Annotated in this window: 20 protein-coding genes; 13 read left to right on the plus strand and 7 right to left on the minus strand. The window is 68.3% G+C overall.

Features of this window, described 5'->3' with window-relative positions; translation table 11 throughout:
• The first annotated feature begins 47 nt into the window (after positions 1-47).
• Positions 48-3380, plus strand: a complete 3333-nt coding sequence (locus VGP60_RS27655; RefSeq protein ID WP_327551038.1) for a glycosyltransferase family 2 protein — start codon at positions 48-50, stop codon at positions 3378-3380.
• Positions 3381-3464: 84 nt separating this feature from the next.
• On the opposite strand, the gene VGP60_RS27660 is transcribed toward VGP60_RS27655, so the two are convergent.
• Positions 3465-3896, minus strand: a complete 432-nt coding sequence (locus VGP60_RS27660) for a metallopeptidase family protein (RefSeq protein ID WP_327551056.1) — start codon at positions 3894-3896, stop codon at positions 3465-3467.
• A 114-nt stretch (positions 3897-4010) separates the two neighbouring features.
• Between VGP60_RS27660 and VGP60_RS27665 the strand changes: the two genes are divergently transcribed.
• The 7 genes from VGP60_RS27665 (at position 4011) to VGP60_RS27695 (ending at position 11037) form a co-directional block, all read left to right on the plus strand.
• Positions 4011-4364 carry a DUF3499 domain-containing protein gene (locus VGP60_RS27665; RefSeq protein WP_327551039.1) on the plus strand — a complete coding sequence of 118 codons (354 nt, stop codon included), beginning with the start codon at positions 4011-4013 and terminating at the stop codon, positions 4362-4364.
• A 92-nt stretch (positions 4365-4456) separates the two neighbouring features.
• Positions 4457-5812, plus strand: coding sequence for a phosphomannomutase/phosphoglucomutase (locus VGP60_RS27670; RefSeq protein WP_327551040.1), 1356 nt, complete (start codon positions 4457-4459; stop codon positions 5810-5812).
• A gap of 29 nt (positions 5813-5841) precedes the next feature.
• Entirely contained in the window at positions 5842-6063 is a 222-nt protein-coding gene (locus VGP60_RS27675; RefSeq protein ID WP_327551041.1) for a Trm112 family protein, read from the plus strand.
• Complete coding sequence (locus VGP60_RS27680) at positions 6047-7141, plus strand: hypothetical protein (protein ID WP_327551042.1); 1095 nt, start codon at positions 6047-6049, stop codon at positions 7139-7141. The genes VGP60_RS27675 and VGP60_RS27680 overlap by 17 nt, the downstream gene beginning before the upstream one ends.
• A gap of 48 nt (positions 7142-7189) precedes the next feature.
• Complete coding sequence (gene manA, locus VGP60_RS27685; protein WP_327551057.1) at positions 7190-8416, plus strand: mannose-6-phosphate isomerase, class I; 1227 nt, start codon at positions 7190-7192, stop codon at positions 8414-8416.
• Positions 8417-8511: 95 nt separating this feature from the next.
• Positions 8512-9426 carry a cation diffusion facilitator family transporter gene (locus tag VGP60_RS27690; RefSeq protein WP_327551043.1) on the plus strand — a complete coding sequence of 305 codons (915 nt, stop codon included), beginning with the start codon at positions 8512-8514 and terminating at the stop codon, positions 9424-9426.
• A 90-nt stretch (positions 9427-9516) separates the two neighbouring features.
• Positions 9517-11037 (plus strand): amino acid permease, encoded by a 1521-nt coding sequence (locus VGP60_RS27695; protein ID WP_327551044.1) that lies wholly within the window; start codon positions 9517-9519, stop codon positions 11035-11037.
• Between the two features lie 82 nt (positions 11038-11119).
• Here the strand turns inward: VGP60_RS27695 and VGP60_RS27700 are convergent, their stop codons facing one another.
• Complete coding sequence (locus VGP60_RS27700; RefSeq protein ID WP_327551045.1) at positions 11120-13423, minus strand: hypothetical protein; 2304 nt, start codon at positions 13421-13423, stop codon at positions 11120-11122.
• Positions 13424-13506: 83 nt separating this feature from the next.
• Here VGP60_RS27700 and ahcY point away from each other — a divergent pair, with 83 nt between their 5' ends.
• Positions 13507-14997, plus strand: coding sequence for an adenosylhomocysteinase (ahcY, locus tag VGP60_RS27705; protein WP_327551046.1), 1491 nt, complete (start codon positions 13507-13509; stop codon positions 14995-14997).
• An 81-nt stretch (positions 14998-15078) separates the two neighbouring features.
• Here ahcY and VGP60_RS27710 read toward each other — a convergent pair whose 3' ends face one another.
• The gene (locus VGP60_RS27710; RefSeq protein WP_327551047.1) at positions 15079-16047 is read right to left on the minus strand and encodes a hypothetical protein; all 969 of its coding nucleotides are present in this window, start codon (positions 16045-16047) and stop codon (positions 15079-15081) included.
• Between the two features lie 323 nt (positions 16048-16370).
• Here VGP60_RS27710 and VGP60_RS27715 point away from each other — a divergent pair, with 323 nt between their 5' ends.
• Both VGP60_RS27715 and VGP60_RS27720 read left to right on the plus strand, forming a co-directional pair.
• A complete protein-coding gene (locus tag VGP60_RS27715; RefSeq protein WP_327551048.1) occupies positions 16371-16706 on the plus strand; it encodes a hypothetical protein in 336 nt (111 codons plus the stop codon).
• 93 nt (positions 16707-16799) lie between these two features.
• Positions 16800-17432 carry a dTMP kinase gene (locus VGP60_RS27720; protein ID WP_327551058.1) on the plus strand — a complete coding sequence of 211 codons (633 nt, stop codon included), beginning with the start codon at positions 16800-16802 and terminating at the stop codon, positions 17430-17432.
• Positions 17433-17475: 43 nt separating this feature from the next.
• On the opposite strand, the gene VGP60_RS27725 is transcribed toward VGP60_RS27720, so the two are convergent.
• The 4 genes from VGP60_RS27725 to VGP60_RS27740 form a co-directional block, all read right to left on the minus strand.
• Complete coding sequence (locus VGP60_RS27725; protein ID WP_327551049.1) at positions 17476-18633, minus strand: aromatic ring-hydroxylating dioxygenase subunit alpha; 1158 nt, start codon at positions 18631-18633, stop codon at positions 17476-17478.
• Complete coding sequence (gene solA, locus VGP60_RS27730; RefSeq protein WP_327551050.1) at positions 18630-19775, minus strand: N-methyl-L-tryptophan oxidase; 1146 nt, start codon at positions 19773-19775, stop codon at positions 18630-18632. Before solA ends, VGP60_RS27725 begins: the two co-directional genes overlap by 4 nt.
• Complete coding sequence (locus VGP60_RS27735; protein ID WP_327551051.1) at positions 19772-22228, minus strand: FAD-dependent oxidoreductase; 2457 nt, start codon at positions 22226-22228, stop codon at positions 19772-19774. Before VGP60_RS27735 ends, solA begins: the two co-directional genes overlap by 4 nt.
• 254 nt (positions 22229-22482) lie before the next feature.
• Positions 22483-23283: an IclR family transcriptional regulator gene (locus VGP60_RS27740; protein ID WP_327551052.1), complete on the minus strand. Its 801-nt coding sequence runs from the start codon at positions 23281-23283 to the stop codon at positions 22483-22485.
• Between the two features lie 174 nt (positions 23284-23457).
• Here VGP60_RS27740 and VGP60_RS27745 point away from each other — a divergent pair, with 174 nt between their 5' ends.
• Both VGP60_RS27745 and VGP60_RS27750 read left to right on the plus strand, forming a co-directional pair.
• Positions 23458-23793, plus strand: a complete 336-nt coding sequence (locus VGP60_RS27745) for a bifunctional 3-phenylpropionate/cinnamic acid dioxygenase ferredoxin subunit (RefSeq protein ID WP_327551059.1) — start codon at positions 23458-23460, stop codon at positions 23791-23793.
• 8 nt (positions 23794-23801) lie between these two features.
• Positions 23802-24935, plus strand: coding sequence for an NAD(P)/FAD-dependent oxidoreductase (locus tag VGP60_RS27750; protein ID WP_327551053.1), 1134 nt, complete (start codon positions 23802-23804; stop codon positions 24933-24935).
• The last annotated feature ends 307 nt before the right edge of the window (positions 24936-25242 follow it).

Genomic DNA, 25242 nt, shown 5'->3' on the forward strand with positions numbered 1-25242 from the left:
GGTCGTAGGGTGGCGATGACCACCCGCCTCCTGTTCAGGAGTGATAGTTGCACCGCACTCCCGCACCTCCGTCGCTGCGCACCGCTCCGGTACTGGCAGTTCTGGTCTGCCACAACGGGGAAAACTGGTTGCCACTAGCGCTTTCGGCCTTGCGCCGAAGCACGATCAGACCGCGTCACGTCTTAGCCGTCGACACCGGTTCCAGTGACCGCACACCGCTTTTGCTTGCGGAGGCAGCAGATCCGGAAGGTGTGGTCGCGGGTCCCGACTCGTATCCGGTACTGGACGGCGTTGTCACTCTTTCGAATGAAACGGGTTTTGCCGCCGCGGTCAATGAAGCCACGGCGCAGGCCGTCGAGCGGTGGGGCGACCCCGGCGCGTGGATTTGGCTTCTCCACGACGACTGCGCGCCGGAACCCGACTGTCTCGCCGTTTTGCTGCGGGCGGCCGTTGCCGCTCCATCGGCGAAGGTGCTCGGTCCGCTCGCTCTCGATTGGACGGACCCGCGGCTCATCGTCGAGTCCGGGCTTTCCACCGACGCTTCGGGACATCGCCAGCAGATAGCCGCGCTCGACGCGCAGAGCACCGAGGTGCTCGCGGTGCCGAGTGCCGGCGCGCTGATCCAGCGTGAGCTCTGGGAAACACTGGGTGGCTTCGACCCGGGTTTCCCGTTGCTGCGTGAGGACATCGACTTCGGCTGGCGGGCGAACACCGCCGGCAGCCTGGTGCTTTCCGTGCCCCCGGCGCGACTTCGGCACGCCAGGGCCGTCACCACCGGGCAGCGCAAGGCCGACGCGCTCACGACGTCGGTCGCCGCCGCGAACCGCGCGCACGGGCTGCGCGCGTTCCTCGTGAATTGTTCTCCCTTTTCGTTTTGGCTGGGACTCATCCGGCTGCCCGTGCTGTCTTCGTTACGGGCGTTGGCTTTCCTGCTGCTGCGCCGTTCCGCGGAGGCGGGCGCGGAATTCGCCGCCATCGGATATCTGTTGGGGGGCAAGGCAGACCTGCGTGTCGCGCGGACACGCCGACGCGGAACCGGTTCCGGTTCGGTACGGGGGTTGTTCACCGGCAGGCTGACGCGATTGCGCAACGCCGCTCGCGCGGGCGTCGTGGATCTGGTGCGTCGCCGGGTGGCGAGCGAAGCCGCGCTGGGCACGTTGCCGGAAAGTTCGGCGACGGAAAGCGCGTGGATTCCCCCGGAAGCCCTGCGCGCGGAGAATTCCGCGAAGGCCGTCCGCCCGGTCGGGCCGGGCGCGTTGCCCGCGGGGGCGATGCGGGGCGCGGGTTCGCGAGGCTCCGGCCTGCGAAGGCCGAGCGGGGTGGTCGCGGTCGCACTGCCCGATCGGGCACCGAAGGATGCCTCATCGGATCAGGTTCCGTCACCATCGCGGAAACCTTCGCCCACACGCCGATCGGCGGACGGCACCCCGTCGGAGCCCGAACTCGTTTTCGTGGAGGTGAATCGGCGCCGCGTGCTTTCGGCGACGCTGTTCGCCCCGCCGGTCGTGCTGCTGATCGTGTTGACCGTACTGGGTTTGGTGATCAATGGCGGCCGTCTCGGGCTGGATCTCGCCGGCGGGAAACTGCTGCCGGTCGGCGGTCTCGGCGAGCTGTGGTCGACGTATTTGGCTTCGTGGCACCCGATTTCCGGTGGCACGGCGAGTCCGGCACCCGCGGCACTGCCCGTTTTCGGGATCCTCGGCGCGGTTTTCGCGCCCATCGGCGGGCCGGCGGCACTGGCCGCGGTGCTGCTGATCGGCGACCTGCCGCTGGCGGCTCTGACCGCTTACGCCGCCACACGACGGCTTCGCGTGCGCCGCTGGGTCCGCGCCGGGGTGGCCGCCGCGTACGCCGTGCTGCCCGCCGCGACGGCGTCCGTCGCGCAGGGACGGCTGGACGTCGTCATCGTGCACATCCTGTTGCCGGCCGTGATCGCCGGAATCGCGGGACTGCTCGTGCGTGCCGACACGGGATGGCTGCACGGTTCCGTGCTGTGCGCGCTCGGTGTCGCGTTGCTCGGGGCGTTCTCGCCGCTGGCGCACGCGTTGGCGTTGCTCGGCCTGGTCGTGGGTTTCGTGGTGCTGCCGGCGCCGACGGGATTGGCGCGGCGGGTCGCCGGGGTCGGCATCGTCGTGGTGCTCCCGCTCGCGCTGCTGCTGCCGTGGCCGTCGGCGCTGCTGAACCATCCGGAACTTCTGGTGCAGGGCCTGGGCGGCGCCGCGCCGCTGACTTCCGCGACCGAGCTCGTCGGGCTCGATCCCGGTGAGGCGGGCGCGTGGCCGGTCGGGATCGCGATCGTCGTGGCGGCACTGTGTGTCTTCGTACTGCGGCCGTCGGCGCGGGCCGCCGGTGGGCTCGCGGTGGTGGCGCTCGGCGTCGGCGGACTCGTGCTGGTGCGCCAGGTCGCGGTGACGCCGTTACAGGGCGGGGTGCCGTCGCACGGCTTCGCGGGCGTTCCGCTGCTCGTCATCAGTGCCGGTCTGCTTTGGGTCATCCTCGCTTCGGTCCAACGCGGGCCGTCGGTTTCCCTGTCGTGGCTGCCGAAGGTGGCCGCGCTGTGCGGTGTGGTCGTGCTGCTGGCGCTCGGCGTCGGCGCGGTCGCGGCCGGACGTCAGGGGCCGTTGCACGCGGGCGGCGACGCGACCCTGCCTTCGGCGCTGGCCGCGGAACTGGCGTCGAGCGGGCGTTCGGTGCTGATCGTCGGCGACGGCTCGGAGCCGGTGACACAGACCGGTGGACGACTGCCGCATTTCGGTGACGACCTGCTCGCGCCGACCCCCGGCAGTCTCGAGCGGCTCGCGAACTGGCGTCGAGACCTGGTGACAGGTACCCCCGAGGCCGTCAAACAGGCTTTCGCCGCGGCGACCGCGTCCGGGGTGCTGTTCGTGGTGCTGCCGCCGGGGGCGAACCCCGACGCTTTCGTCGCGCTGGCACCGGAACTGGCCGGCGGCGCGCCGCCGATGTCCGACGGCAGCCCGGTGCTGCGGATGCTCGCGCCGGGCGGGCAAGCCACGTTGATCTCCCCGGAACTGGCGAAGCAGGCCGTCACCGGGCAAGGCGCTCCCGGCAACGCACCGGGCGTGGTGCCCGTTCCCGCGTCGACACCGGACGTGCGCGTGCGCGTCTCGGACGGCCCGACCGGGCGGCTGCTCGTGCTGGCCGCCGAACAGGAGCCGGGCTGGCAGGCGACGGTGAACGGTCGGGCCGTGCCGATCGTGCCCGCGTGGGGGCACCAGGTGGCGGTGTCGGTACCGGAGCGGCAGTCGGACGTCGTCGTCGATCATCCTTCGTCGCTGCGGAACCTGTTGCTGCTGGGGCAGATCGCGGCCGTGCTGTTCACGCTGCTCACCGCCGTCCCGTCCCGGCGACGCCCGGTCTAGCGCTGAACCGCGCTCAGGCGTGCACGGATCGCGCTTGAGCGTGCACAGACTGCACTCGCGCGTGCACAGATCGCACTCGGGAGGTTAGTCGCCTTCGATGACGTCGGGTTCGACGCCGAGGTAGACCGCGACCTGCTCGACGAGGACGTCGTGGACCAGTTCGGCGAGCTCGCCGGGGTCTTTGGCGCGTGCTTCGAGCGGGCGGCGGTAGAGCACGATCCGGGCCCGCGTCGGCAAGCCCGCGCGGTCGACGCCGGTCGGCACCAGCCGGGAGAGGGGGACCGAGCCGTCGTGCAGCACGCCTTCGGACGGATCGGCCTTGCCGTCGCGCCGGACTTCGGGCACGTCGTCGACGGCCACGTCCAGTTTGGTGAGCTCATGGCGCCAGCGGGCCTCGATGGGTTCGAGCGCGTCGAGCACGAGCGCGTCGAACTTTTCCGCGCGGCTGGTGGCCGCCGGGAGCGTCGCCGGGTAGAGCGCACCACGGAGCCCGCGCCCATGCCTGTCCCGGCGCATGCGCAGTCGCTGTCGGGAATCACGAGCCGTCGCCACGAGGGAAGGGTACGCGCTCGAAGACTTCCAGCGCGTGTCGCCGGTACGCCGTCGCCCGGACGCGCTATCGTTCCGAAGGTGCGGAGCGTACGGAAGTGTTCGCGAACGGGTTGTCTAGAGCCCGCTGTCGCCACGCTGACTTACGCCTATAGCGACTCGACCGCGGTGGTCGGTCCCTTGGCGACAGCGTCCGAGCCGCATTCCTATGACCTTTGCGAGGTCCACGCCCTGCGGCTCACTGTCCCCAAGGGATGGGAAGTCGTGCGGCACGAAGGGGAGTTCGCCCATCCGGAGCAGTCCGCGGACGAGCTGACGGCATTGGCCGAAGCCGTGCGGGAAGCGGGCCGCCCGGATCGCGCGCCGGTGGCCCCCGAGCCCGAGGGACCTTCCGGACGCCGCGGACATCTGCGCGTCCTCCCCGGTCGCTCCTGACCTCCTGCCCGGTCACTCGCAGCTGACACCTTCGCCGGTAGGGTTGCCCAGGCGCATCGAGCGCAAGGTCAAGAGACTCTCGGGGAGAGGTTGTGGCAGATCTTTCGGGCATCGTGAAGGCCTACGACATTCGCGGAGTGGTCGGTGAGCAGATCGACGCGGCTCTCGTCCGCGAATTCGGCGCCGCCTTCGCGCTGCTGATCAAGCCGGACTCACCGTCGGTGGTCATCGGGCACGACATGCGCGACTCGTCTCCGGAGCTCGCCGCGGCCTTCGCCGACGGCGTGACTTCGCAGGGACTCGACGTCGTGCTGATCGGGCTGGCCAGCACCGACGAGCTCTACTTCGCTTCGGGCTCGATGAACATGCCAGGCGCGATGTTCACCGCGAGCCACAACCCGGCCAAGTACAACGGGATCAAGCTGTGCCGCGCCGGGGCTTCGCCGGTCGGGCAGGACACCGGGCTCATCGAGCTCCGTGACACCGTCGAGCAGGGCGTTCCGGCCTTCGACGGGCAGCCCGGCCAGGTGACCGAGCAGGACGTGCTCGCCGATTACGCGGCCTACCTGCGCAACCTGGTGGACCTCTCCACCAGCCGCCCGCTGAAGATCGTGGTCGACGCCGGCAACGGCATGGGCGGCCACACCGTGCCCACGGTGTTCGACGGAATGCCGATCGACATCGTGCCGATGTACTTCGAGCTCGACGGCAACTTCCCGAACCACGAGGCCAACCCGCTGGACCCGGCGAACATCGTCGACCTGCAGGCGAAGGTGCGCGAGGTCGGCGCGGACGCCGGAGTGGCGTTCGACGGCGACGCGGACCGCTGCTTCGTGGTCGACGAGCGCGGCGAGCCGGTTTCGCCGAGCGCGATCACGGCGCTGGTCGCCGTCCGCGAGCTCGCGAAGGAGCCCGGCGGCACGATCATCCACAACCTGATCACCTCGAAGGGCGTGCCGGAGATCGTCACCGAGCACGGTGGCAAGCCGGTCCGCACCCGCGTCGGGCACTCGTTCATCAAGGCCGAGATGGCCACCACCGGCGCGATCTTCGGTGGCGAGCACTCCGCGCACTACTACTTCCGCGACTTCTGGCGTGCCGACACCGGCATGCTGGCGGCCATGCACGTGCTGGCGGCGCTCGGCGAGCAGGACGGCACGCTGTCCGCGCTCACGGCCGAGTACTCGCGTTACGCGGCGTCGGGCGAGATCAACTCCACCGTCACCGACCAGGTCGCGCGCCTGATGGCGGTCAAGGACGAGTTCGGCTCGCGTCAGGGCGTGACCTATGACGAGATGGACGGCCTCACCGTCCAACTGGCCGACGGCAGCTGGTTCAACCTCCGCCCGTCCAACACCGAGCCGCTGCTGCGCCTGAACGTCGAAGCCGCCGATTCCGCAGCCGTAAAGACGCTCACGGACGAGGTTCTGGCGATTATCCGTGGGTAACGTGGTCTTACACGTGGTAAGGAAGAACGATGGCCGTCACGCTTGACGCACAGTTGCTGGAGATCTTGGCCTGCCCGTCGCCCGATCACGCCCCGCTCCGGGTGGGTTCCGGTACCGATCCCGAGGCCGACGCCCTGACCTGCACCTCTTGCGGGCGGGTGTACCCGGTCCGTGACGGCATCCCGGTGCTGCTGCTGGACGAAGCCACGGACCCGGCGTCCCCGGATGGCACCCATGACGACGGTGCTTGACGACTCGCTGCTCGACGACCCCGCGCGGTTGGCCGAAGCCGACAGCGCGGGGCTTCTGCGCGCCGCCGCGATGGCGGGCGCGCAGGTCCGCGCGACGGCCGAGGCCGCCGCGGACGTCGGGTTGAGCGATCGGCTCGACGTCGGCCGTCCGCGTGCGCTCGTCCTGCTGGACCGGCCAGGGGTCAGCCGGTCGCTGACCAGGATGCTCGCCGCGCTGCTCACGCCGTCGTGCCCGGTGCCCGTGGTGATCGCGGAGGTCGTGCCGAGCTGGATAGGCGCGCTCGACGTCGTGTTCGCGCACACCGACGACCCCGGCGACAGGGAACTGGCCGCTTCACTGGATCGCGCCGCGCGGTTCGGTGCGCGCGTCGTGCTCTCGGCACCGCCCGAAGGCCCGGTCGCGGCCTCGGTCGCCGGCAAGGGCCTGGTGCTCGCGCCGCGGATCCCCGTGCCGCCCGAGATGGCCTTCCCGCGGGGACTGGCCGCCGGGCTGCTGACGGCGAACGCGCTCGGCCTGCTCGTTTCGGACGTCCAGGCGCTGGCCGACCAGCTCGACGCCGAAGCCGAGAAGAACTACCTGGCGAGGGAGACCTTCGCCAACCCGGCCAAAGCGCTCGCGCTGCGCGTCGCCGACAGGATTCCGCTGCTCTGGGGCCTGGACCCGGTGGCGGTCGCGGTCGGCGACCACGCCGCGCACGCGTTCGCGGCCCACGCGGGCGTGGTGTGTGACGTTGAGGACTATCGCCAAGCTCTGGCAAGACCCGCATTGCGCCGGGCGGCTTTGGCAGGCAACAGTGAGCGCGACATTTTCGCCGACCCGGACGATCAGGGCTCCGGGCCACGGCCGAGGGTGTTGCTGCTCGCGGTGCGGACAGGGCCTGCCGCCGAGGCGGCTCGCTACCAGGCACAGGACATGTTGCCCGGTGTCGACTGGATCGCGGCGGCGGAAGAGATCGACGCGGACGAACCGATCCGTGCCGGTGTCCTCGCGTTGCGTTTCGAGCTGGCGGCCGTCTACCTCGGCCTGGCGGCCGGGAGCATCGGGGACGCGGGCCGGTACACGTCCGTCACGGCGTGAGACGAGAGAGCTAGGGCCGGCTGTGCCCGGCGAGGAGTTGAGGTGACAGTGGAGCTGCTGCGCAATGCCGTGCGGCCCTACGCGTGGGGATCCCGGACGACGATTCCCGAGCTGCTGGGGCGACCGGTACCGGCAACGCACCCGGAAGCGGAACTCTGGATGGGCGCGCACCCTGGCGACCCGTCCCGGATCGTCGGCCCCGACGGAGCCGAGCGAAGCCTGCTCGAGCTCGTCGAGTCGGACCCGGTGGGCCAGCTCGGTGAGCAGTGCGCGAAGCGCTGGGGCGGACGGCTCCCGTTCCTGCTGAAGATCCTCGCCGCCGACGAACCGCTCTCCATGCAGGCGCACCCGTCGGCCGAGCAGGCCGCGCAGGGACACGCGCTGGAGGAGAAGGCCGGTATCCCGCGAAGCGCGCCGAACCGCAACTACCCGGACCCGACGGCGAAGCCCGAGCTCGTCTGCGCGCTCACGGAGTTCCACGCGCTGGCCGGGTTCCGCGATCCGCTTCGGACCGTGGAGCTGCTGCGCGCCCTCGAATCGCCGGGTTTGGCGAAGTTCGTCGGCCTGCTGGAAGCCCAGCCGGACGCCGACGGCCTGCGCGCGCTGTTCACCACGTGGATCACGCTGCCGCAGGCGACGCTGGACGAGCTGCTGCCCGAGGTGCTCGACGCCTGCGTCCTGCACGTCAAGGCGCACGGCGAGTTCGACGCCGAGTGCCGGACCGTCCTGGAGCTGGGCGAAGCGCATCCGCGCGACGCGGGTGTGCTGGCCGCGTTGCTGCTCAACCGGCTCACGCTGGCCGCGGGCGAGGCCATTTACCTGGCTGCCGGCAACCTGCACCTCTACCTGCACGGCACCGCGGTCGAGATCCTCGCGAACTCGGACAACATCCTGCGCTGCGGGCTGACCCCGAAGCACGTGGACGTACCCGAACTGCTTCGTGTGGTCGACTTCGGCAGTGGCGAAATGCCCGTGCAGACCGGCGATACCGAGAACCACATGTCGGTCTACCGCACGGACGCGCCGGAATTCGAGCTGTCGCGTCTCGAGTGGCCCGCCGGTGACGACGCCGCGGTGATGGTCGACTGCACCGGCCCGCAGATCCTCCTGTGCACTGCCGGCGAACTGCTCGTGACCGCCGACGATGGCGAGCAGGTCGAGCTGAAGCGTGGCCAGTCGGTTTGGCTGCCCGCAGCTGATCCGCCCGTGCGGCTTGATCCCGTGGGGGCTGGGCCCATCCAGGCCTTCCGCGCCACCGCGGGTACCTGTACCTGACGCGAGCGGGCTTCGTGAGCGCCGAGCGGCCCGGCTAGTCTTTCATCCGCGTAGCTTCGGTCCGGACAAATCAGGCAGTTCTTCAGGGGGTAACGGTGTCAGCAGGCGGCGGAACCAAGGCCATTCTCGCGGCGCTCGGTGCGAACGCCGGGATCGCGGTGGCGAAGTTCGTCGGGTTCGCGATCACCGGATCGTCGTCGATGCTCGCCGAGGCGGTGCACTCCGTGGCGGACACCTCGAACCAGGGGTTGCTGCTGCTCGGCCAGAAGACGTCTCAGCGCAAGGCGACCAAGGAGCACCCGTTCGGCTTCGGCCGGGACAGGTACTTCTACTCGTTCATCGTCGCGCTGATGCTGTTCACGCTCGGCTCGGCGTTCGCGCTGTACGAAGGCATCCACAAGATCCAGCATCCCGAAGCGCTGACCTCGCCGATCGTGGCCGTGATCATCCTCGTGGTCGCGATCCTGCTGGAGAGCTACAGCTTCTACACCGCGATCACCGAGTCCAAGAAGATCAAGGGCGACGTCTCGTGGTGGGGCTTCATCCGCCAATCGCGCACGCCCGAGCTGCCGGTGGTGCTGCTGGAGGACGCGGGCGCGCTGCTCGGTCTCGTCTTCGCGCTCATCGGGGTCAGCCTGTCGGTGCTCACCGACGAGCCGGTCTGGGACGGCGTCGGCACGGTGATGATCGGCCTGCTGCTCGGCATCATCGCGGTCATCCTGATCATCGAGATGAAGAGCCTGCTGATCGGCGAGGGCGCCACGGACAAGGAACTCGAGATCATCATCGACGAGCTCGCGGCCGGCAAGGTGCAGCGCGTCATCCACATCCGCACCCAATACATCGGGCCGGACGAGTTGCTGGTGGCCGCCAAACTCGCGCTTTCCCCCGGTCTGGAGATGGACGAGATCGCGCAGGCGATCGACGACGCCGAGTCCCGCGTACGCGCGAAGGTCCCGGCGGCGCGGCTCATCTACCTCGAGCCGGACCTCGACCGAACCACGGTCTGACCTGCGGTTTCCGCTCGAAATGCCGTCGAACCCGTCACGCGTTAGGGTGACCAGATCGCGATTTCCAGTGGTCACCGAAGGGGGTCGACGTTGCCTGGGACGGGTTTGTGGCGCACGAAATCGATTGAGCAGTCCATCGCGGACACCGACGAACCGGGCAGCAAGCTCCGAAGAAACCTGAGTGCCTGGGATCTGACGGTTTTCGGCGTCGCCGTCGTCATCGGGGCGGGGATCTTCACCCTCACCGCGCGCACGGCCGGTGACTTCGCCGGGCCGTCGACGTCGCTGGCGTTCGTGTTCGCCGCAATCGCTTGCGCGCTCGCGGCGCTCTGCTACGCCGAGTTCGCCTCGACGGTTCCGGTGGCCGGGAGCGCGTACACGTTCTCCTACGCCACCTTCGGCGAGTTCATGGCGTGGATCATCGGCTGGGACCTGATCCTGGAGCTCGCCGTCGGCGCGGCCGCGGTGTCCAAGGGCTGGTCGGCGTACCTGCAGACGGTGCTCGGGTACATCTTCGGCGAAGGCACGAAGACGACGTTCGACATCGGCAGTGTGACGGTCGACTGGGGCGCGCTGATCCTCGTCACCGGGCTGTCGACGCTGCTGGTGATCGGGACCAAGCTGTCTTCCCGGTTCTCGATGGTGATCACCGGGATCAAGGTCGCGGTGGTGCTGTTCGTCATCGTGCTCGGCTTCTTCTACATCAAGGGCGCCAACTACACGCCGTTCATCCCACCGGGCGAGGCCGCCGGATCCACCCACAGCGGGGTCGAGCAGTCGCTGTTCTCCCTGATCGCGGGCGGCGCGAGCAGTTCGTTCGGGGTGTTCGGGCTGCTGGCCGGTGCTTCACTGGTGTTCTTCGCGTTCATCGGGTTCGACATCGTCGCGACCACCGCCGAGGAGACCAGGAACCCGCAGAAGTCCGTGCCGCGCGGCATCTTCGGCTCGCTCGCCATCGTGACCGTGCTCTACGTGGCCGTCTCGCTTGTAGTCGTCGGCATGGTCAACTACAAGGACCTCGCGACTTCGGCCGGGGACGGCAGCAAGAAGACGCTGGCGACGGCGTTCTCCGCCAACGGCGTCGACTGGGCCGCGAACATCATCTCCGTCGGCGCGCTCGCCGGGCTGACCACCGTGGTGATGGTGCTGATGCTCGGCCAGGTCCGGGTCATCTACGCGATGTCCCGCGACGGCCTGATGCCGACGGCGCTGTCCAAGACCAGCAGCCGTGGCACGCCGAAGAAGGCGACCATGATCGTCGGCGGGCTCGTCGCGGTGGCCGCGACCTTCTTCCCGGCGGACAAGCTGGAGGAAATGGTCAACGTCGGCACGCTGTTCGCGTTCGTGCTGGTCTCCGCCGGGGTGCTGGTCCTGCGCCGGACCCGGCCCGACCTGCCGCGTGCGTTCAAGGTGCCGTGGGTGCCGCTGATCCCGATCCTGGCGATCATCGCGTGTCTGTGGCTGATGCTGAACCTGACCGTGCTGACCTGGCTCCGGTTCGTCGTCTGGATGATCCTCGGCGTGGTCATTTATTTCGTCTACAGCCGCCGGAACTCGTTGCTGGGCAAGCGCAACAGGGGCGAACTCCCCGCTCAGGCCCAGCGGGAGTAGCCCCGCTCGACTCGGCTCAGCTCCAAAAAAGTGACATGAACGGACCTTTCCTCTCAAAAACTGAAAGGAAGGTCCGTTCATGTCACTTCGGGTGGTGCGGCGGGTCCCATAACGGGACCTGCTCGCCCACGAGCCGGAACGGCTGGCCGGTGCGTTCGAGGCCGGCGGCCATCGCGACGGCGTGGTCCCATTCGGCGTCGGCGAGGTAGTCGAGGTGTTTCAGGACGCCGGGTGCCCAGCGGCGCAGGCCGTCGGGCGCGCGCATCGGGTCGGGCAGCCAGTGGTCGCCGCCGAGGACGAGCGCGCCGGTCGGTTTTTGGACGGCCATCAGCGGGCCAATGCCGCCGCCGGGCTGGTAGCCGTCGCCGATGAGCTTGTCCTGGGACACGGAATGGCGCCAGGTCGTGACGCCGCCGCCGAAGATGTCGGTGCCCCGGCAGAGCGCCCGCCACCGGCCGTCGAGACGTTCGCTGAGCTTGGCCAGCGAGTCACAGGGCAGCACCGCGGGGAAAGCTCGCTGGTAGCCCCATTGCAGAGGAGAGCCCGCGGTCAGGAGGCCGACGCGCTCACGATCCGCCTCCGGGAGTTCGTCGACCAGCCGGGCGGCCGCGATGGTGGTCAGCAGGCTGCCGAGGTTGTACCCGGCGAGCACGACCCTCGTACCCGGCTCGGCGAGGTGTTCCTTCGTGCGCGCGACCAGCTCCGGAACGACCTTCAGCGCGTAGCAGGGCGGCACGGTCGGATGCGCCGCCCGGGGCCAGAAACAGACGAGGTCGGCGAGCGCGCCGAGGTGGCGGCTGCGCTCGGGCGTCCTCGCCGCGGTGTAGACCACGCGCAGCAGACCGGCGGCGAGCGCGCCCAGCGCGACCACGCCGATGGCCGACAGCGGCCCGAACCACGTCGGCACCTTGTGCAGCCCGAAGCGCACGACGAGCAGCACCACCACCCCGATCGACATCGCGAACGCGACGGCCAGCGCCAGATGGTGCAGATGCCGCCGCTCCCACGCGGACCTCGCCCACGCGGCGGCGGCTGCTGTTTCATGTTCCGGGTCGAGATCCATTATCCGGACGACTTCCGGGACCCCGCGCCGCCTGAGCCGCAGCGGAACGGCGACCACGACCCCGAGCAGGCCGAGGAGCACGGCCAGCGCCAATCCCGCGCCCCACAAGACGGTGATCAGCTGGTACGTGTCCGGCAGGCGGAGGTCGTCGGAGAGCAGGCGGCGGACGGCGATCGTCAGCCCGGCACCGAAACCGCCACCGAGCAGCCCGGCCAGGATGAGCGCGGGTGCGGCGGCCCAGCCGCCGACCCAGGGCCGCAGCCGTCGCGGCATCGACTTCCAGGCGCCCCTGGCCAGCAGCGCGGCGGGTACGAGAAGCAGGCCGAAGAGCACAGTGATCACCAGGAGAGCCGCACCGAGCCCTTCGACGATGCCGTCCGTGCCGGGAAGGCCACCGGAGGTGAACTTCGGCGTGTGGACGGCGGCCGCGAGCAGCGTCAGCGTGGCGAACGTGATCAACGTCCGGCGCGCCCACGTCCCGACCCTGCCCGCCCCGCCACCGGCCGCGGCGGCGAGCACCGTCGCGACCAGCGACGACAGCGCGCACACCCACGCCACGATGCCCAGCACGTCACCGGGCAGGCGGAACGGGCCGCCGAGAGTCAGCAGTGCGACGCTGCCCAAAGCGGCGATGGTGTGCAGGCCGCGAAGGCCGGGCGCGTCGGGGTCGGCGAGCAGTTCGTGGCCGGGCAGCCCGGCTTGCGGTTTTGTGCCTGCCTCGGCGTCGACGTGCCAGTTCGTCGACGAAACGCGGTTCAGCACGAGGATCACGACGAGCGGCGGGAGCAGGCCGATGGCCGTCCGTAACAGCTCGGACGTGCGCAACCACGTCGGCGCGACAGACAGGCACGACGAGCCCGGCGCCAGGCATTGGGCGGCGAGCAGGTCGAGGCTCATCACGGCCAGCTGGTTGACCAGCAGCATCGTCAGCAGCAGGGCCGCGACGCGCAGCAGGGCCCGGCACATCGAGCCGAGCGCGGCGGCGAGCCTGCTGCCTCCGGGTACTGGCGGCAGCATCCAGTGGGCCACGTTCGCCAGCGAAAACGGGAAGAGGAGCGCCCAAGTCGCTTTCGCCGCCCCGCCGGAGGTCATCCGGCTCCACAGATAACCTTCGAGGGTGCGTGGGACGGATCGGCCAAGCGCGGGCAGCGTCGGCCCGGGCGCGGGGCGCCGCAGCCGGTCGGCAGGCCGGATGACCCGGCCGTACCCGTCACCGGCGACATCTACCGCGGAAACCACGTCGAGCAGCGATTCCCCGGTGGTACCGATCAGTCCTGGGACGCGCAACTCGACGACCCTGGTGTCCGGTCCTGGGAAGGACAAGTGAGGGGATCCTAACTTCTCAAGTGACGCACAAGCCGTCAACGGTACTGTTGGATCGTCATCCACCTTGGAGGAACCGACTTATGACCCCCGAAAGCGTTGCCAAGCGGCACGACACCCGCAACGGCATCGAGTTCGCCGTTGCCGATCTTGACCTGGCCGAGTTCGGCCGTAAAGAGATCCGCCTCGCCGAACACGAGATGCCCGGCCTGATGACTCTGCGCCGGGAATATGCCGAGGTCTACCCCTTGCGCGGCGCCCGTGTGTCCGGCTCCCTGCACATGACGGTGCAGACCGCCGTCCTCATCGAGACCCTCGTTTCACTCGGCGCCGAAGTTCGCTGGGCGTCCTGCAACATCTTCTCGACCCAGGACCATGCTGCCGCCGCGATCGTCGTCGGCCCGCACGGCACGCCCGAGGAGCCCAAAGGCGTTCCGGTGTTCGCCTGGAAGGGTGAATCTCTGGAGGAGTACTGGTGGTGCACCGAGCGGATGCTCACCTGGGGTGAAGACGGCCCCACAGCGTCTACTGGACCGAATATGATTCTGGACGACGGTGCCGACGCCACCATGCTCGTCCACAAGGGTGCCCAGTTCGAGAAGGCCGGTGTCGTTCCCCCGGACGACGAGAACGACTCGGACGAGTTCAAGGTCTTCCTGCAGCTGCTGCGTGCTTCGCTGGCCGAGGACGCGACCAAGTGGACGAAGATCGGTGAAGGCGTCCGCGGCGTCACCGAGGAGACCACGACCGGTGTCCTGCGCCTGTACCAGCTCGCCGCGGCCGGCGAGCTGCTCTTCCCGGCGATCAACGTCAACGACGCGGTGACGAAGTCGAAGTTCGACAACCGCTACGGCATCCGCCACTCGCTGCTCGACGGCCTCAACCGCGGCACCGACGTCCTCATCGGCGGCAAGGTCGCGGTCATCTGCGGCTACGGCGACGTCGGCAAGGGTGCGGCGGAGTCGCTGCGCGGCCAGGGTGCGCGGATCATCGTCACCGAGATCGACCCGATCTGCGCCCTGCAGGCGGCGATGGACGGTTACCAGGTCAAGACCCTCGAGTCGGCGCTCGCCGAGGCCGACATCGTGATCACCACGACCGGTAACCGCGACGTCGTCACCGTCGAGCACATGTCGCAGATGAAGCACCAGGCGATCCTGGGCAACATCGGCCACTTCGACAACGAGCTCGACATGGCGGGCCTCGCGCGGTACCCCCGTATCAAGAAGGTCAACATCAAGCCGCAGGTCGACGAGTGGATCTTCCCGAGCGGACGCACGATCCTCGTGCTGTCCGAGGGGCGTCTGCTGAACCTCGGCAACGCCACGGGGCACCCGTCGTTCGTGATGTCGAACAGCTTCTCCAACCAGGTCATCGCCCAGGTCGAGCTGTTCACGAAGCACGAGGAATACGACAACGAGGTGTTCCGCCTGCCGAAGAAGCTCGACGAGAAGGTCGCGAAGATCCACCTCGCGGCGCTCGGCGGCGAGCTGACGAAGCTGACCAAGGAGCAGGCCGAGTACATCGACGTCGACGTCGAGGGCCCCTTCAAGGCGGACCACTACCGCTACTGATCACCCACCCCGGCTTAAAGCGGGAGCAAGGGACCTTTACTGCCGTTTCGCGGTAGTAAAGGTCCCTTGATGCCGCCGGGGTCAGGTCCACTCGACGGCGACGCCTGCCAAGCCGGGGCCAGCGTCGCGGAAGAAAGCGCTGGTCACGCCGCCCATGTCGCAGGGCAGCTCGTCCGATTCCACCGGCGTCGCGTCGTCGCGGGTGCGGAACTGACGGGTGCAGCGGGCCGGGAGCGCGCGGCGGTTGAACCGCAGTTGCAGCAGGAAGCTCGCGCAGTGCACCCGGAACATCCGGTAGTAGCCGGGTGACATCGCGCCCGAGTCGTCGCGGACCTCGAAGCAGAAGACGTGGATGTCGCCCTCGGCGAGTTTCCGGTCGAACAGCAGCTCGACGGCGAGGGTGTCGCCGCCGGGGTGCCGCCGGATCCGGCCGACGCGGCAGCCTTCCGCGGTGACGAGCTCGACGTCTTCGATCCGGCAGCCTTCGTCCCCGTTGTAGACGGTGATGTACCTGTCCGGGCCGTGCCGCCGTGCCCTCGTCACGAGCCGGGTCTGGACGCTGCGCTGGCGTTGTTCGGCGTCGAAGGTGACCGTGTCGTGCACGGAAAGCAGCTCGAGGTCGGCGTTCGAGTGGTTGTCCGACGGGTTCGCGCCCAGCTCCGCCAGCAGTTGGTCGACGATCGAAGCCATGTCGCCGGAGCGCAGGTCGGAGAAGGACGCGGCGAGCTGGGACCCGCGTCCCCGTGACGTGCGCGGTCCGATGAGCACGACGAGTGAATCCGCGGGCAGCTGCAGGACGGATTCGAGGGCGCGGACAGCGGGCAGGGCCTTCGGGACCTCGGGCTGACGCAGTCCGCGCTGCCAGTAGCTGAGGGTGGATTGGCCGACCGGGACCCCGCGCTGATCGAGATGCGCGCGGAGCCGGGCGAGCGAAAGTCCCCGGTGCGCGATGGCGAGTCGGAGCGCCTGATGGAATTCTCCGGCGCGAAGTGCTTCAGTGAGTTCCTTCGGCAAAGCTTCGGCCTGAGGCCGTCGGGGCTTTTCGTTCACCGTTCGCCTGTCTCCGTCTTCCGGGGTCTTGTTCACACGTGTGCGCTGCTGTGAACACCACGGAACGTTCACGCTATCAGCGGAGAGTGCCGATTCCGAGACCCCTTCGGGTCTGTTCGCCACGTTCGAGTGACCGTTCCACGTTCCGGGGTTGACGCGGAACGGTCCTACCGTATCGGTGGCCTTCTTGCTCTGCGTGACCACACGATCCACCGTAGTGATCAGGTAGCCGTGTGTTCTCGGAACAGGAGGCATCTCGTGCTGGCGAACTCCTCGACCCACGACTTCTACAGCTGGACGCACCCGCTTGTCGGGAGCAGGCGATGAACGGCGTGCGGAACGGATTGGTGATCGCCGGGCTGGCCGCGGCCGGTCTCCTGTTCGCGATGCCCGGCGCGCAAGCCGCCTCGGCGGGCGAAGTGTTGCCGGTCGTGTCCTACCAGGATGTCGCCGGACGCTACGCCGGCAAGTTGCCCGAATACGCCCGGAACGGGCTGGCGGGTGGCCAGGTCGCATCGGTGATGCCCCGGGGCGGCGACGGCCAGGCGCAGGCGCCGATGCGACGCGAGTTCGACTGGATCCCGCTGCTGGTCGTCGGCGGTCTGCTCGCCGCCGGCGTCGGTGCCTACCTGCTCTATTCGGTGCGGCGGCCCGCCTGAAACGTGCCGGTGGGCTTCGGCGTGTTGGATACCCCGCCGGGCCCGCCGGCCATCCACGCCGACGCCGTAGGGTGATCGCTCGTGGGGCGACTAGTGGTGATCGAAGGACTTGACGGAGCCGGCAAGCGCACGCTGGCCAACGGGCTGACCGGCGCGCTGACCGACCGCGGGGCGACCGTGACGAGCCTGGCGTTCCCGCGCTACGGCAAAAGTGTGCACGCGGACCTCGTGCGGGAAGCGCTGCACCGCGGCCACGGCGACCTCGCGGACTCCGTCTACGGCATGGCGATGCTGTACGCGCTCGACCGCAGCGGCGCCGCCGACGACATCCGGGCGTACCGCGAGCGCTACGACGTCGTGCTGCTGGACAGGTACGTGGCCTCGAACGCCGCCTACGGTGCCGCGCGGCTGCACCAGGACGCGTCGGGTGAACTCGTCAAGTGGGTCAAGGAACTGGAGATCGACAGGTTCGGCCTGCCGACCCCGGACGCCCACCTGCTGCTCCGCGTCTCACCCGAAGTCGCCGCCGCCCGCGCCGCCCGCCGCGCCCGCGCCAACGCGTCGCGCCCGAAGGACGCCTTCGAGTCCGACGACGCCCTGCAGGAACGCTGCTCGAAGGTCTACGACGAACTGGCCGCCACCTCGTGGCTCTCGCCGTGGCACGTCCTCGACGGCGTCGCCGGCGTGAACGTCGATGCCCTCGCCGGGAAACTGCTGGCGGGCTGAAAACGCTCGTCGCCATCTGTCGACAGATGGCGAAAGTTCAGGACTACGCGAGGCGGCGTTGGAGCCAGGTGTGGAATTCGCCGATGTGGTGTTCTGAGGGCATGAGGACGCCGCCGCCGGCGTAGGCGCGGGAGTTCATGCCCGGCTGACAGCGTTCGCACGCCTCGAAGTCCTGCTCGTTGACGCGGTGGAACAGTTCCACCGACCGTGACACGTCCCGCCCCGACGCGACGACCTCCTTCGAGTAGAGCCAGTCGCATTCGACGATCGTGCGGTCCGCCGACAGCGGGTACATCCGGTGGAAGATCACGTGGTCCGGCACGAGGTTCACGAACACCTGCGGCCGGATGGTGACGGCGTAATACCGGCGGTCCTGGTCTTCGGCGACGCCGTCGAGCTTTTCGAAGCCATCGCTGCCGTCGATGGTGAACCCGTTGATGTCACTGCCGAACTCGGCGCCGTGGCCCACGAAGTACTGCGCGGCGTAGCCGTCCGCGAACTCCGGCAGGACCTCGGTCAGCTCGGGGTGGATCGTCGCGCAGTGGTAGCACTCCATGAAGTTCTCGATGATCAGTTTCCAGTTCGCCTTCACGTCGTAGGTGATCCGGCGCCCGATCTCGAGTTCGTCCAGCTGGTAGTGCTCGATCGCTTCGAGGTTCCCGAGCCGTTCGGTCACCGCGCCCATGACATCGGTCTCGAACGACGGCGGCTCGGCGGCGAGGTTGACCCAGGCGTAGCCCAGCCATTCCCGCAGGTGCACCGCGTTGAGGCCGTACTCCGTGCGGTCGATGTCCGGCATGCTCGCGAGGTTCGGCGCGGCGATCAGTTTCCCGTCCAGCCCGTATGTCCAGGCGTGGTACGGGCATTGGAAAGATCGTTTGACCGAACCCGATTCCTCCGTGCACAGCCGCGCGCCGCGATGGCGGCAGATGTTGAGGAACGCCCGCAGGCCACCGTCTCGCGCGCGGTTCACGAGCACGCTCTCGCGTCCGATTTGGACGTTCTTGAAGTCACCCGGCTTGGCCAGTTCCGAAGAACGTACCGCGCAGAACCACATCGACTCGAAGACCTTTTCCTGCTCCTGCGCGAAAATCCGTTCGTCGGTGTAGTACCGGCCGGGCAACGTCGAAATGAGGCTCGGCGGCAACTCGGTCGCGGTATTGGATGCCGCCTCGGCGGCAGGGAGTGCTTCGGCGGTCATCTGACTCCTGTCAAACGGGCCGGGTCGAACAGGGCGATCGGGTGCGCGGTCGTACCTTCGGTGACGAGATCGGCGAGCACTTCCCCGACCACGGGCACGAATTTGAAGCCGTGCCCCGAAAAACCACACGCGACGACGACCTGCTCATACGCGGGATGCCGCGAGATGACGAAATGCTCGTCGACGGTGTTGGTGTACATACAGGTCGCCGCGCGCAGGAACTTCCCCGGCAGTGTCGGCATTCCCCGTCGGACGAAGTCGGCCATCGTCGTGACTTCCTCGGGATGCACTGTCCGGTCGATGGTCTCGGGCGTGCAAATATCGCCGCCGCGGAAGAACGCGACTTTCACACCGTCCTCGGGAGAATTGTGCGCCGGGAAGCCGTAGAACTGCCGTCCGTGGGCGTTTTCCCAGATATAAACCGGATGCCGGTCCGGCAGGAACGGCTCGGCGCCGCCCTCAGGGGCGAACCAGTACTGCACCTGACGTTCGATCGTGAACTCGACACCCAACTCGGCGAGCAGTTGAGGAGCCCACGCGCCGGGGCAGATCACCAACTGGTCGGCCGTGTAGTCGCCCTGCGAAGTCCTGACGCGCACGCCCGTGGAATCGGCCGTCCAGGACAACACCTTTTCGTCGTAGTGGAGTTCCGCGCCGGCGCGCGCCGCCAGGTGCAGATGCGCGCCGACGCTCGCCTCCGGCGACACGAGACCGGCGCCGCCTTCGTACAGCGCGATCTCGTCGTCGTCGGGTCGCATGGTCGGGAAGCGACGCCGGATCTCCCCGGCGTCGAGCAGTTCGTGGGCGATATCCCATTTCTGGGCGCTCAGCAGGCTTCCGGCGACCGTGCGCGAATCCGGCCTGCCGATCATGATCCCCCCGCAGCGGTTGAAGATCTCGCTACCGGAGTCCCGCTCGATGCCCTCCCAGAGTTCGTGTGCCCGCAACAGAAGCGGTACGTACGCCGGGTCCTCGAAGTACGCCTGCCGCGTGATCCGCGAGCCGCCGTGGCTGGAGCCCTGGTTGTGCACCGGCGCGAACTGGTCGATGCCGAGCACTCGCTGACCTCGCTGCGTGAGCCGGTACGCGGCCGCGCTGCCCATGCCGCCGAGTCCGATGACGATCGTGTCGTAACCGCTCACAACGCACTCCTCAGCCGGCTCATGTTCGCGTCGAACAAGGGTTCTTCGGCGACGACCGCGGGCACCATCGCCGCAAAGTACTCGATCTCCACCGGACGTCCTGGTACTGCCGCCGAAGCCGGGAGCCAGGCGTAGGCGATGTTCTTGCCGATCGTGTAGCCATAAGCCGCGCTGGTCACGTACCCCGCCGGACGCCCGTCGACGCGCACCGGCTCCCTGCCCAGCACAACGGCGAACGGATCGTCGATGGTCAACGCGGTCAGCTTGCGCGTCACCGTCTCGGCCGCGCGGCCCTCGATCGCGTCACGCCCGATGAAGTAGCCCTTGTCCATCCGCACGGCGAACCCGACACCGGCTTCGTAGGGATCGTGCTCGGCGGTGATGTCGGTGCCCCAAGAGCGGTAGCCCTTCTCGAGCCGCATGCTGTTGAACGCCTCGCGCCCGGCGGCGATCACGCCGAACTTCTGCCCCGCTTCCCAAAGCGTGTCCCAGAGCTTCCGGCCCATGTCGGCCGTCGTGTACAGCTCCCAGCCGAGTTCGCCCACATAGGACAGTCGCATCGCGGTCACCGGAACCTGTCCGATATACGCCTGCTTCGACCGGAAATAGCCCATCGCCTGGTGCGAGAAGTCCGTTTTGGACAGTGGCTGCAGCAATGCCCGCGCCTGCGGGCCCCACAGGCCGATGCAGCACGTGCCGGGCGTGGTTTCGTGCACCTGCACGGTTCCGTCGCCGGGCAGGTGCCGGCGCAGCCAGTCGAGGTCCAGGTTCCCGTTGACGCCGACCTGGAACCGCTCGGCGCCGAGCCGGGCGACGGTCAGGTCGCTGCGGACACCACCGTCTTCGCCCAGCAGCAAGGTATACGTGACCGCACCGGGCTTCTTGTCCAGCTGGTTCGTGGTCATCGTCTGCAGGAACGGCAGCGCGCCCGGCCCGGTGACTTCGAGCCGTTTCAACGCCGTCATGTCGAACATCGCCACCCGCTGCCGCGCGACCAGCGCCTCGGCACCGCCGATCGGCGACCAGTACCGCGACGCCCATTCGTTGCGCGCCGGGATCTGCTCGACCTCGGGCAGGTTCGCGTTGCTTTCGTACCAATGCGGCCGTTCCCAGCCGCCCGCCTCCAGGAAGTACGCACCGAGCTCGGCCTGCCGCTCATAGAACGGACTGGTCCGCAGCGGACGTGGATCTTGCATGGGCTGCAAGGGATGCAGGATGTCGTAGACCTCTACGAAACTCTGGCAGCTGCGCGCTCGCACGTAATCCGGCGCGAGCTGCACCTGCTCGAACCGTGCCAGGTCACAAGAATGCAGATCGAGACTCGGCTGCCCGTCGACCATCCACTCGGCCATCGCCTTCGCCACCCCCGCGGAGTGCGTGATCCAGACGGCCTCGGCGACCCAGAACCCGTCGAGGTCGGGGTGCTCGCCGAGCAGCGGCATCCCGTCGGCGGTGAACGAGAACAGCCCGTTGATGCCCTCCTCGACCTTGGACTCGCCGAGCACGGGCAGCAGGTCGACGGCCGCCGCCCAGGATTCGTCGAAGTCGGCCGGGGTGAACGCGAGCTCGGACGGCATGCCCGAAGACGTCAGCGGATCGGCGATTTCCCCTGCGTCGATGGGCATCGGGCGATGCCCGTACGCGCCGACGCCGATGCGGTCCACGTGCTCGCGGAAGTACAGATCGGCGTCCTGGTGCCGCAGGATCGGCTTGCTGGCCTCGGTCAGTTCGTCGTTGTCGCCCTGGAGGATCGGCAACGGCGTGGTCTTCGCGTACTGGTGGGCCATCGGGACCAGCGGCACGGTGAGGTCGACGAGCTCGCCGATCAGCGGGCCCCACATCCCGACGCACGAGACGACGATGTCGGCACGGAAGCTGTCTGTCTCGGTGGTGACCCCGGTGACGCGCCCGGCCGAGCGTTCGACACTGGTGACCTTCTGGTGCCCGAGGAATTTCGCGCCACGCTCCATCGCGCGCCTGGCCTGGGCTTCGGCTGCCCGCAACGGTTTCGCGACGCCATCGCTCGGGATGTGGAAACCGCCCAGCACTTTGGTTTCGTCGAGCAGTGGGTGCAGCTGCGCGCATTCGCCCGGCGCCCGCAGGTAGCTGCGCACGCCCCAGGAGGTCGCCCAGCCGTGACGGCGTTTGAGATCTTCCCAGCGGTCCGGGGTGGTCGCGACTTCGAGTCCGCCGAGCTGCTGGAAGCACCACTTCCCGTCCAGCGTCAGGCCGCTGTACTTCGAGACGGTGTATTTCGCGAACTCGGTCATGGTCTTACAGCCGGTGGTCTGGAAAACCAGGCCGGGGGCGTGGGAGCTGGAGCCGCCGGTCTTGAACAGCTCTCCCTGCTCCAGCACGGTGATGTCGGTCCAGCCACGGTCGGACAGTTCGTCGGCCAGCGCGCAGCCGACGATTCCTGCTCCGATGACGACCACTCGGGGGGCGACGGCCATCGAGTACCTCCTGCTCCACGCCTGCCCACCCGATCTGTCCACAGAGGATTGATTCGGGTCCGGGTGCGCAGGCGAGCACGGATACCCGCGCGGGGGACGCGGGGTGAGTTGCGTATGGGGGGAGTTGTTCCGCCTTCAGCAACAAGGTGCGTCATCCGAGACGCCGTGTCAATACCCCAAACGCGCTGTTCCGCCTGGTTGGAAGCACTATGACGCAGGCGTTACTTGCGCATTACGCAAGTAGTGGCAACTGGCTACTCTTGGTAGAACCCCAGCTGTGACGAAAGTTCTGTCGCCGCGTCGGTCAACGGCCGGACGATCTGTCGAACGCGCTGCTTGGAGAGGCGATACGAAGGGCCCGACGCGCTCATCGCGGCGACCACCTCACCGCTCGGACCGTGGATCGGCACCGCGACGGCGTGCATGCCGAGCTCCAGTTCCTCGAAGCACACGGCGTAGCCCTCTTCGGCCACCCGGTCCAGCTCGATGGCCAGATCGGCCGCCTCGACGGTGGTGCGCGGGGTGTACTGGTCGAGTTTGCGGCGGAGCAATCTGCGCCGCTCGGCTTCGTTCATGAAGGCCAGCAGCACTTTCCCGCTGGAGGTCGCGTGCAGCGGGGTCCGCTGACCGGTCCAGTTCTGGGTGCTGATCGCCGCCGACCCGCGGGCCTGGCTGACGTTGATGGCGACGCCGTTGTCGGCGACGGCGATGTTGACCGTCTCGCCGAGCGTCTCGGCCAGCGTCTGGCAGGTCTGGCGCCCCAGCTTGGCGATGTCCATCCGTCCGGTGGCCGCCCCGGCCAGTCGCACGATGCCGAAGCCGATCGCGTATTTGCCGCGTTCGCCGAGTTGCTCGACAAGGCCCCGCGCTTCGAGGACACTCACCAGACGGGACGCCGTCGACTTGTGCACGCCCAGCTCCACCGAGATTTCGGTGATCCCGGCTTCGCCTTCGCGGGCGAGGATTTCGAGCACGCTGATGGCTCGGTCGACCGACTGCACCTGACTGGGGGTTCCGTTGCCCGAGCCTGCTTTGTCCGAGTCCTGGTTCCGCATGGCGCAACACTATCCGTTTTGCGCGATCACGCTCGGCTGACCGGGCGAACCCCTTGACGTAGCTCGGGTCCGACCTGGATTGTTGCGCCTAGCACGTCGTGTCTCGTAATGCGCAACATTCACGAAACATGCGGGTACCCGGTAAGTAACTTCGCACGTCTCTCGGAGGCCCTGATGATTCGAGCCTGCCATGCCGCTGACCTGCCGGAAGGCGAAGGTGTCCGCCTCCTCGCCCACGTGCCGATCACGGTTTTCCACGCCGAGGGCGAATTCTTCGCCGTCGACGACACGTGCAGCCATCAGGACGCCTCGCTCGCCGATGGCTGGGTCGAGGGATGCTTCGTCGAGTGCCCGTTGCACGCGGCGCTGTTCGACCTCCGGACGGGCATGCCGTCCTGCCTGCCGGCGAAGAATCCGATTCGGACATACCCCGTCGTCATCGAGGATGGCGTGGTCTACGTCGATGTGAATGTGGTTGCCCAGCCGCAACTCCTCGACGCGACGGGTTGACGCCGGCCATGAGAACCATCGCCGTCGTCGGCGCTTCGCTCGCCGGACTCCGGTCGGCACAGGAACTTCGTTCGCAGGGTTTCGACGGGCGGCTCGTGCTGGTCGGCGAAGAGCCGCATCAGCCGTACGACCGGCCGCCGTTGTCGAAGGATTTCCTGCTGGGCAAGGTCGGCGTGGACGAACTCGCGCTGCTGGACTCGGACGACCTCGACGCCGAATGGCATCTCGGAACCCGTGCCGAACGGCTCTCCAAGACCAGCGTGACACTCTCCGATGGTGTCGAAATCGCGGCCGACGGCGTGGTCATCGCCACCGGCGGAGCGGCGAAAACCCTTCCCGGTACGGAGAAACTCGCCGGAGTGCACACGCTGCGCACCCTGGACGACGCCGTCGCGCTGCGCGGTGCTCTCGCCTTGGGTCCGTCCAAAGTGGTCGTCATCGGCGCCGGGTTCATCGGCGCGGAAGTGGCTTCCACCTGCTGGTCGCTCGGGCATGAAGTGACTGTGGTGGAAGCGATGCCGGTACCGCTGGCCGGGATTCTCGGTGAGCTCATGGGTGCCGCGTGCGCGAGCCTGCACGGCCGGCACGGGGTGCGGACGCTGACCGGAATCGGGGTCGAGGGCCTGCTCGGGACGTCGAAAGTCACCGGTGTGCGGCTCGTGGACGGCACGGAGATCCCGGCGGACCTGGTGGTCGTGGGCATCGGCGTGCGGCCGAACACGGCGTGGCTGACCGGTTCCGGGATCGCCGTCGACGACGGGGTGCTGGCGGATTCCGGTGGTGTCACCGGGAATCCGCGGGTGGTCGCGGTCGGCGATGTGGTGCGGTATCAGTGTGTCCGGCGCGGGCGGCGAGTCCGTGCGGAACATTGGACGGCGGCCACCGAGCAACCGGCGGTCGCCGTGCGGAACCTGCTCGCGGGTTCGACGGTCGCGAACTACGAGCGGCCCGGGTACTTCTGGTCCGATCAGTACGGCTGCCGTATCCAGTTCGCCGGGGCGAGCGAGGGCGAAGTCCGGGTGGTGGAAGGAGATCCGGCCGAGCGGAAGTTCGTCGCCACCTATTCGGCCGGGGACAAGGTCGTCGGCGTCCTCGCCATCGACAGCCCGAAACTCTTCACCCGCCTGCGCCGCGGGCTCTGACCGACCCACCCACCCGAGCGAGCTGTCCGTGGTGGGCCGACGGCGCCATCGCGCCGAGCGTCATGCCAACCAGCAGTGTGCGCTAAACGAACAAGCGTTCGCAAGGCGAACACAAATGAGCGTCAGACACCCTGCCCGTTCTCGAAACTTTTCGGGCCTGTCGACAAGCTGTCGGTAAACTTCCCCTTGTCCCCGCCGCCCGAATGGACTACGGGGTACCCCGAAAAAGGCGATCTGTTGATCTTTCTGGTGGTCAGATCGCCGGGTCGTGCGCATGGCCGGGCTGAACAGTGCGAATATGTCTGCA

Origin of the sequence: Amycolatopsis sp., from assembly GCF_036008905.1 — a bacterium.
Classification (GTDB): domain Bacteria; phylum Actinomycetota; class Actinomycetes; order Mycobacteriales; family Pseudonocardiaceae; genus Amycolatopsis.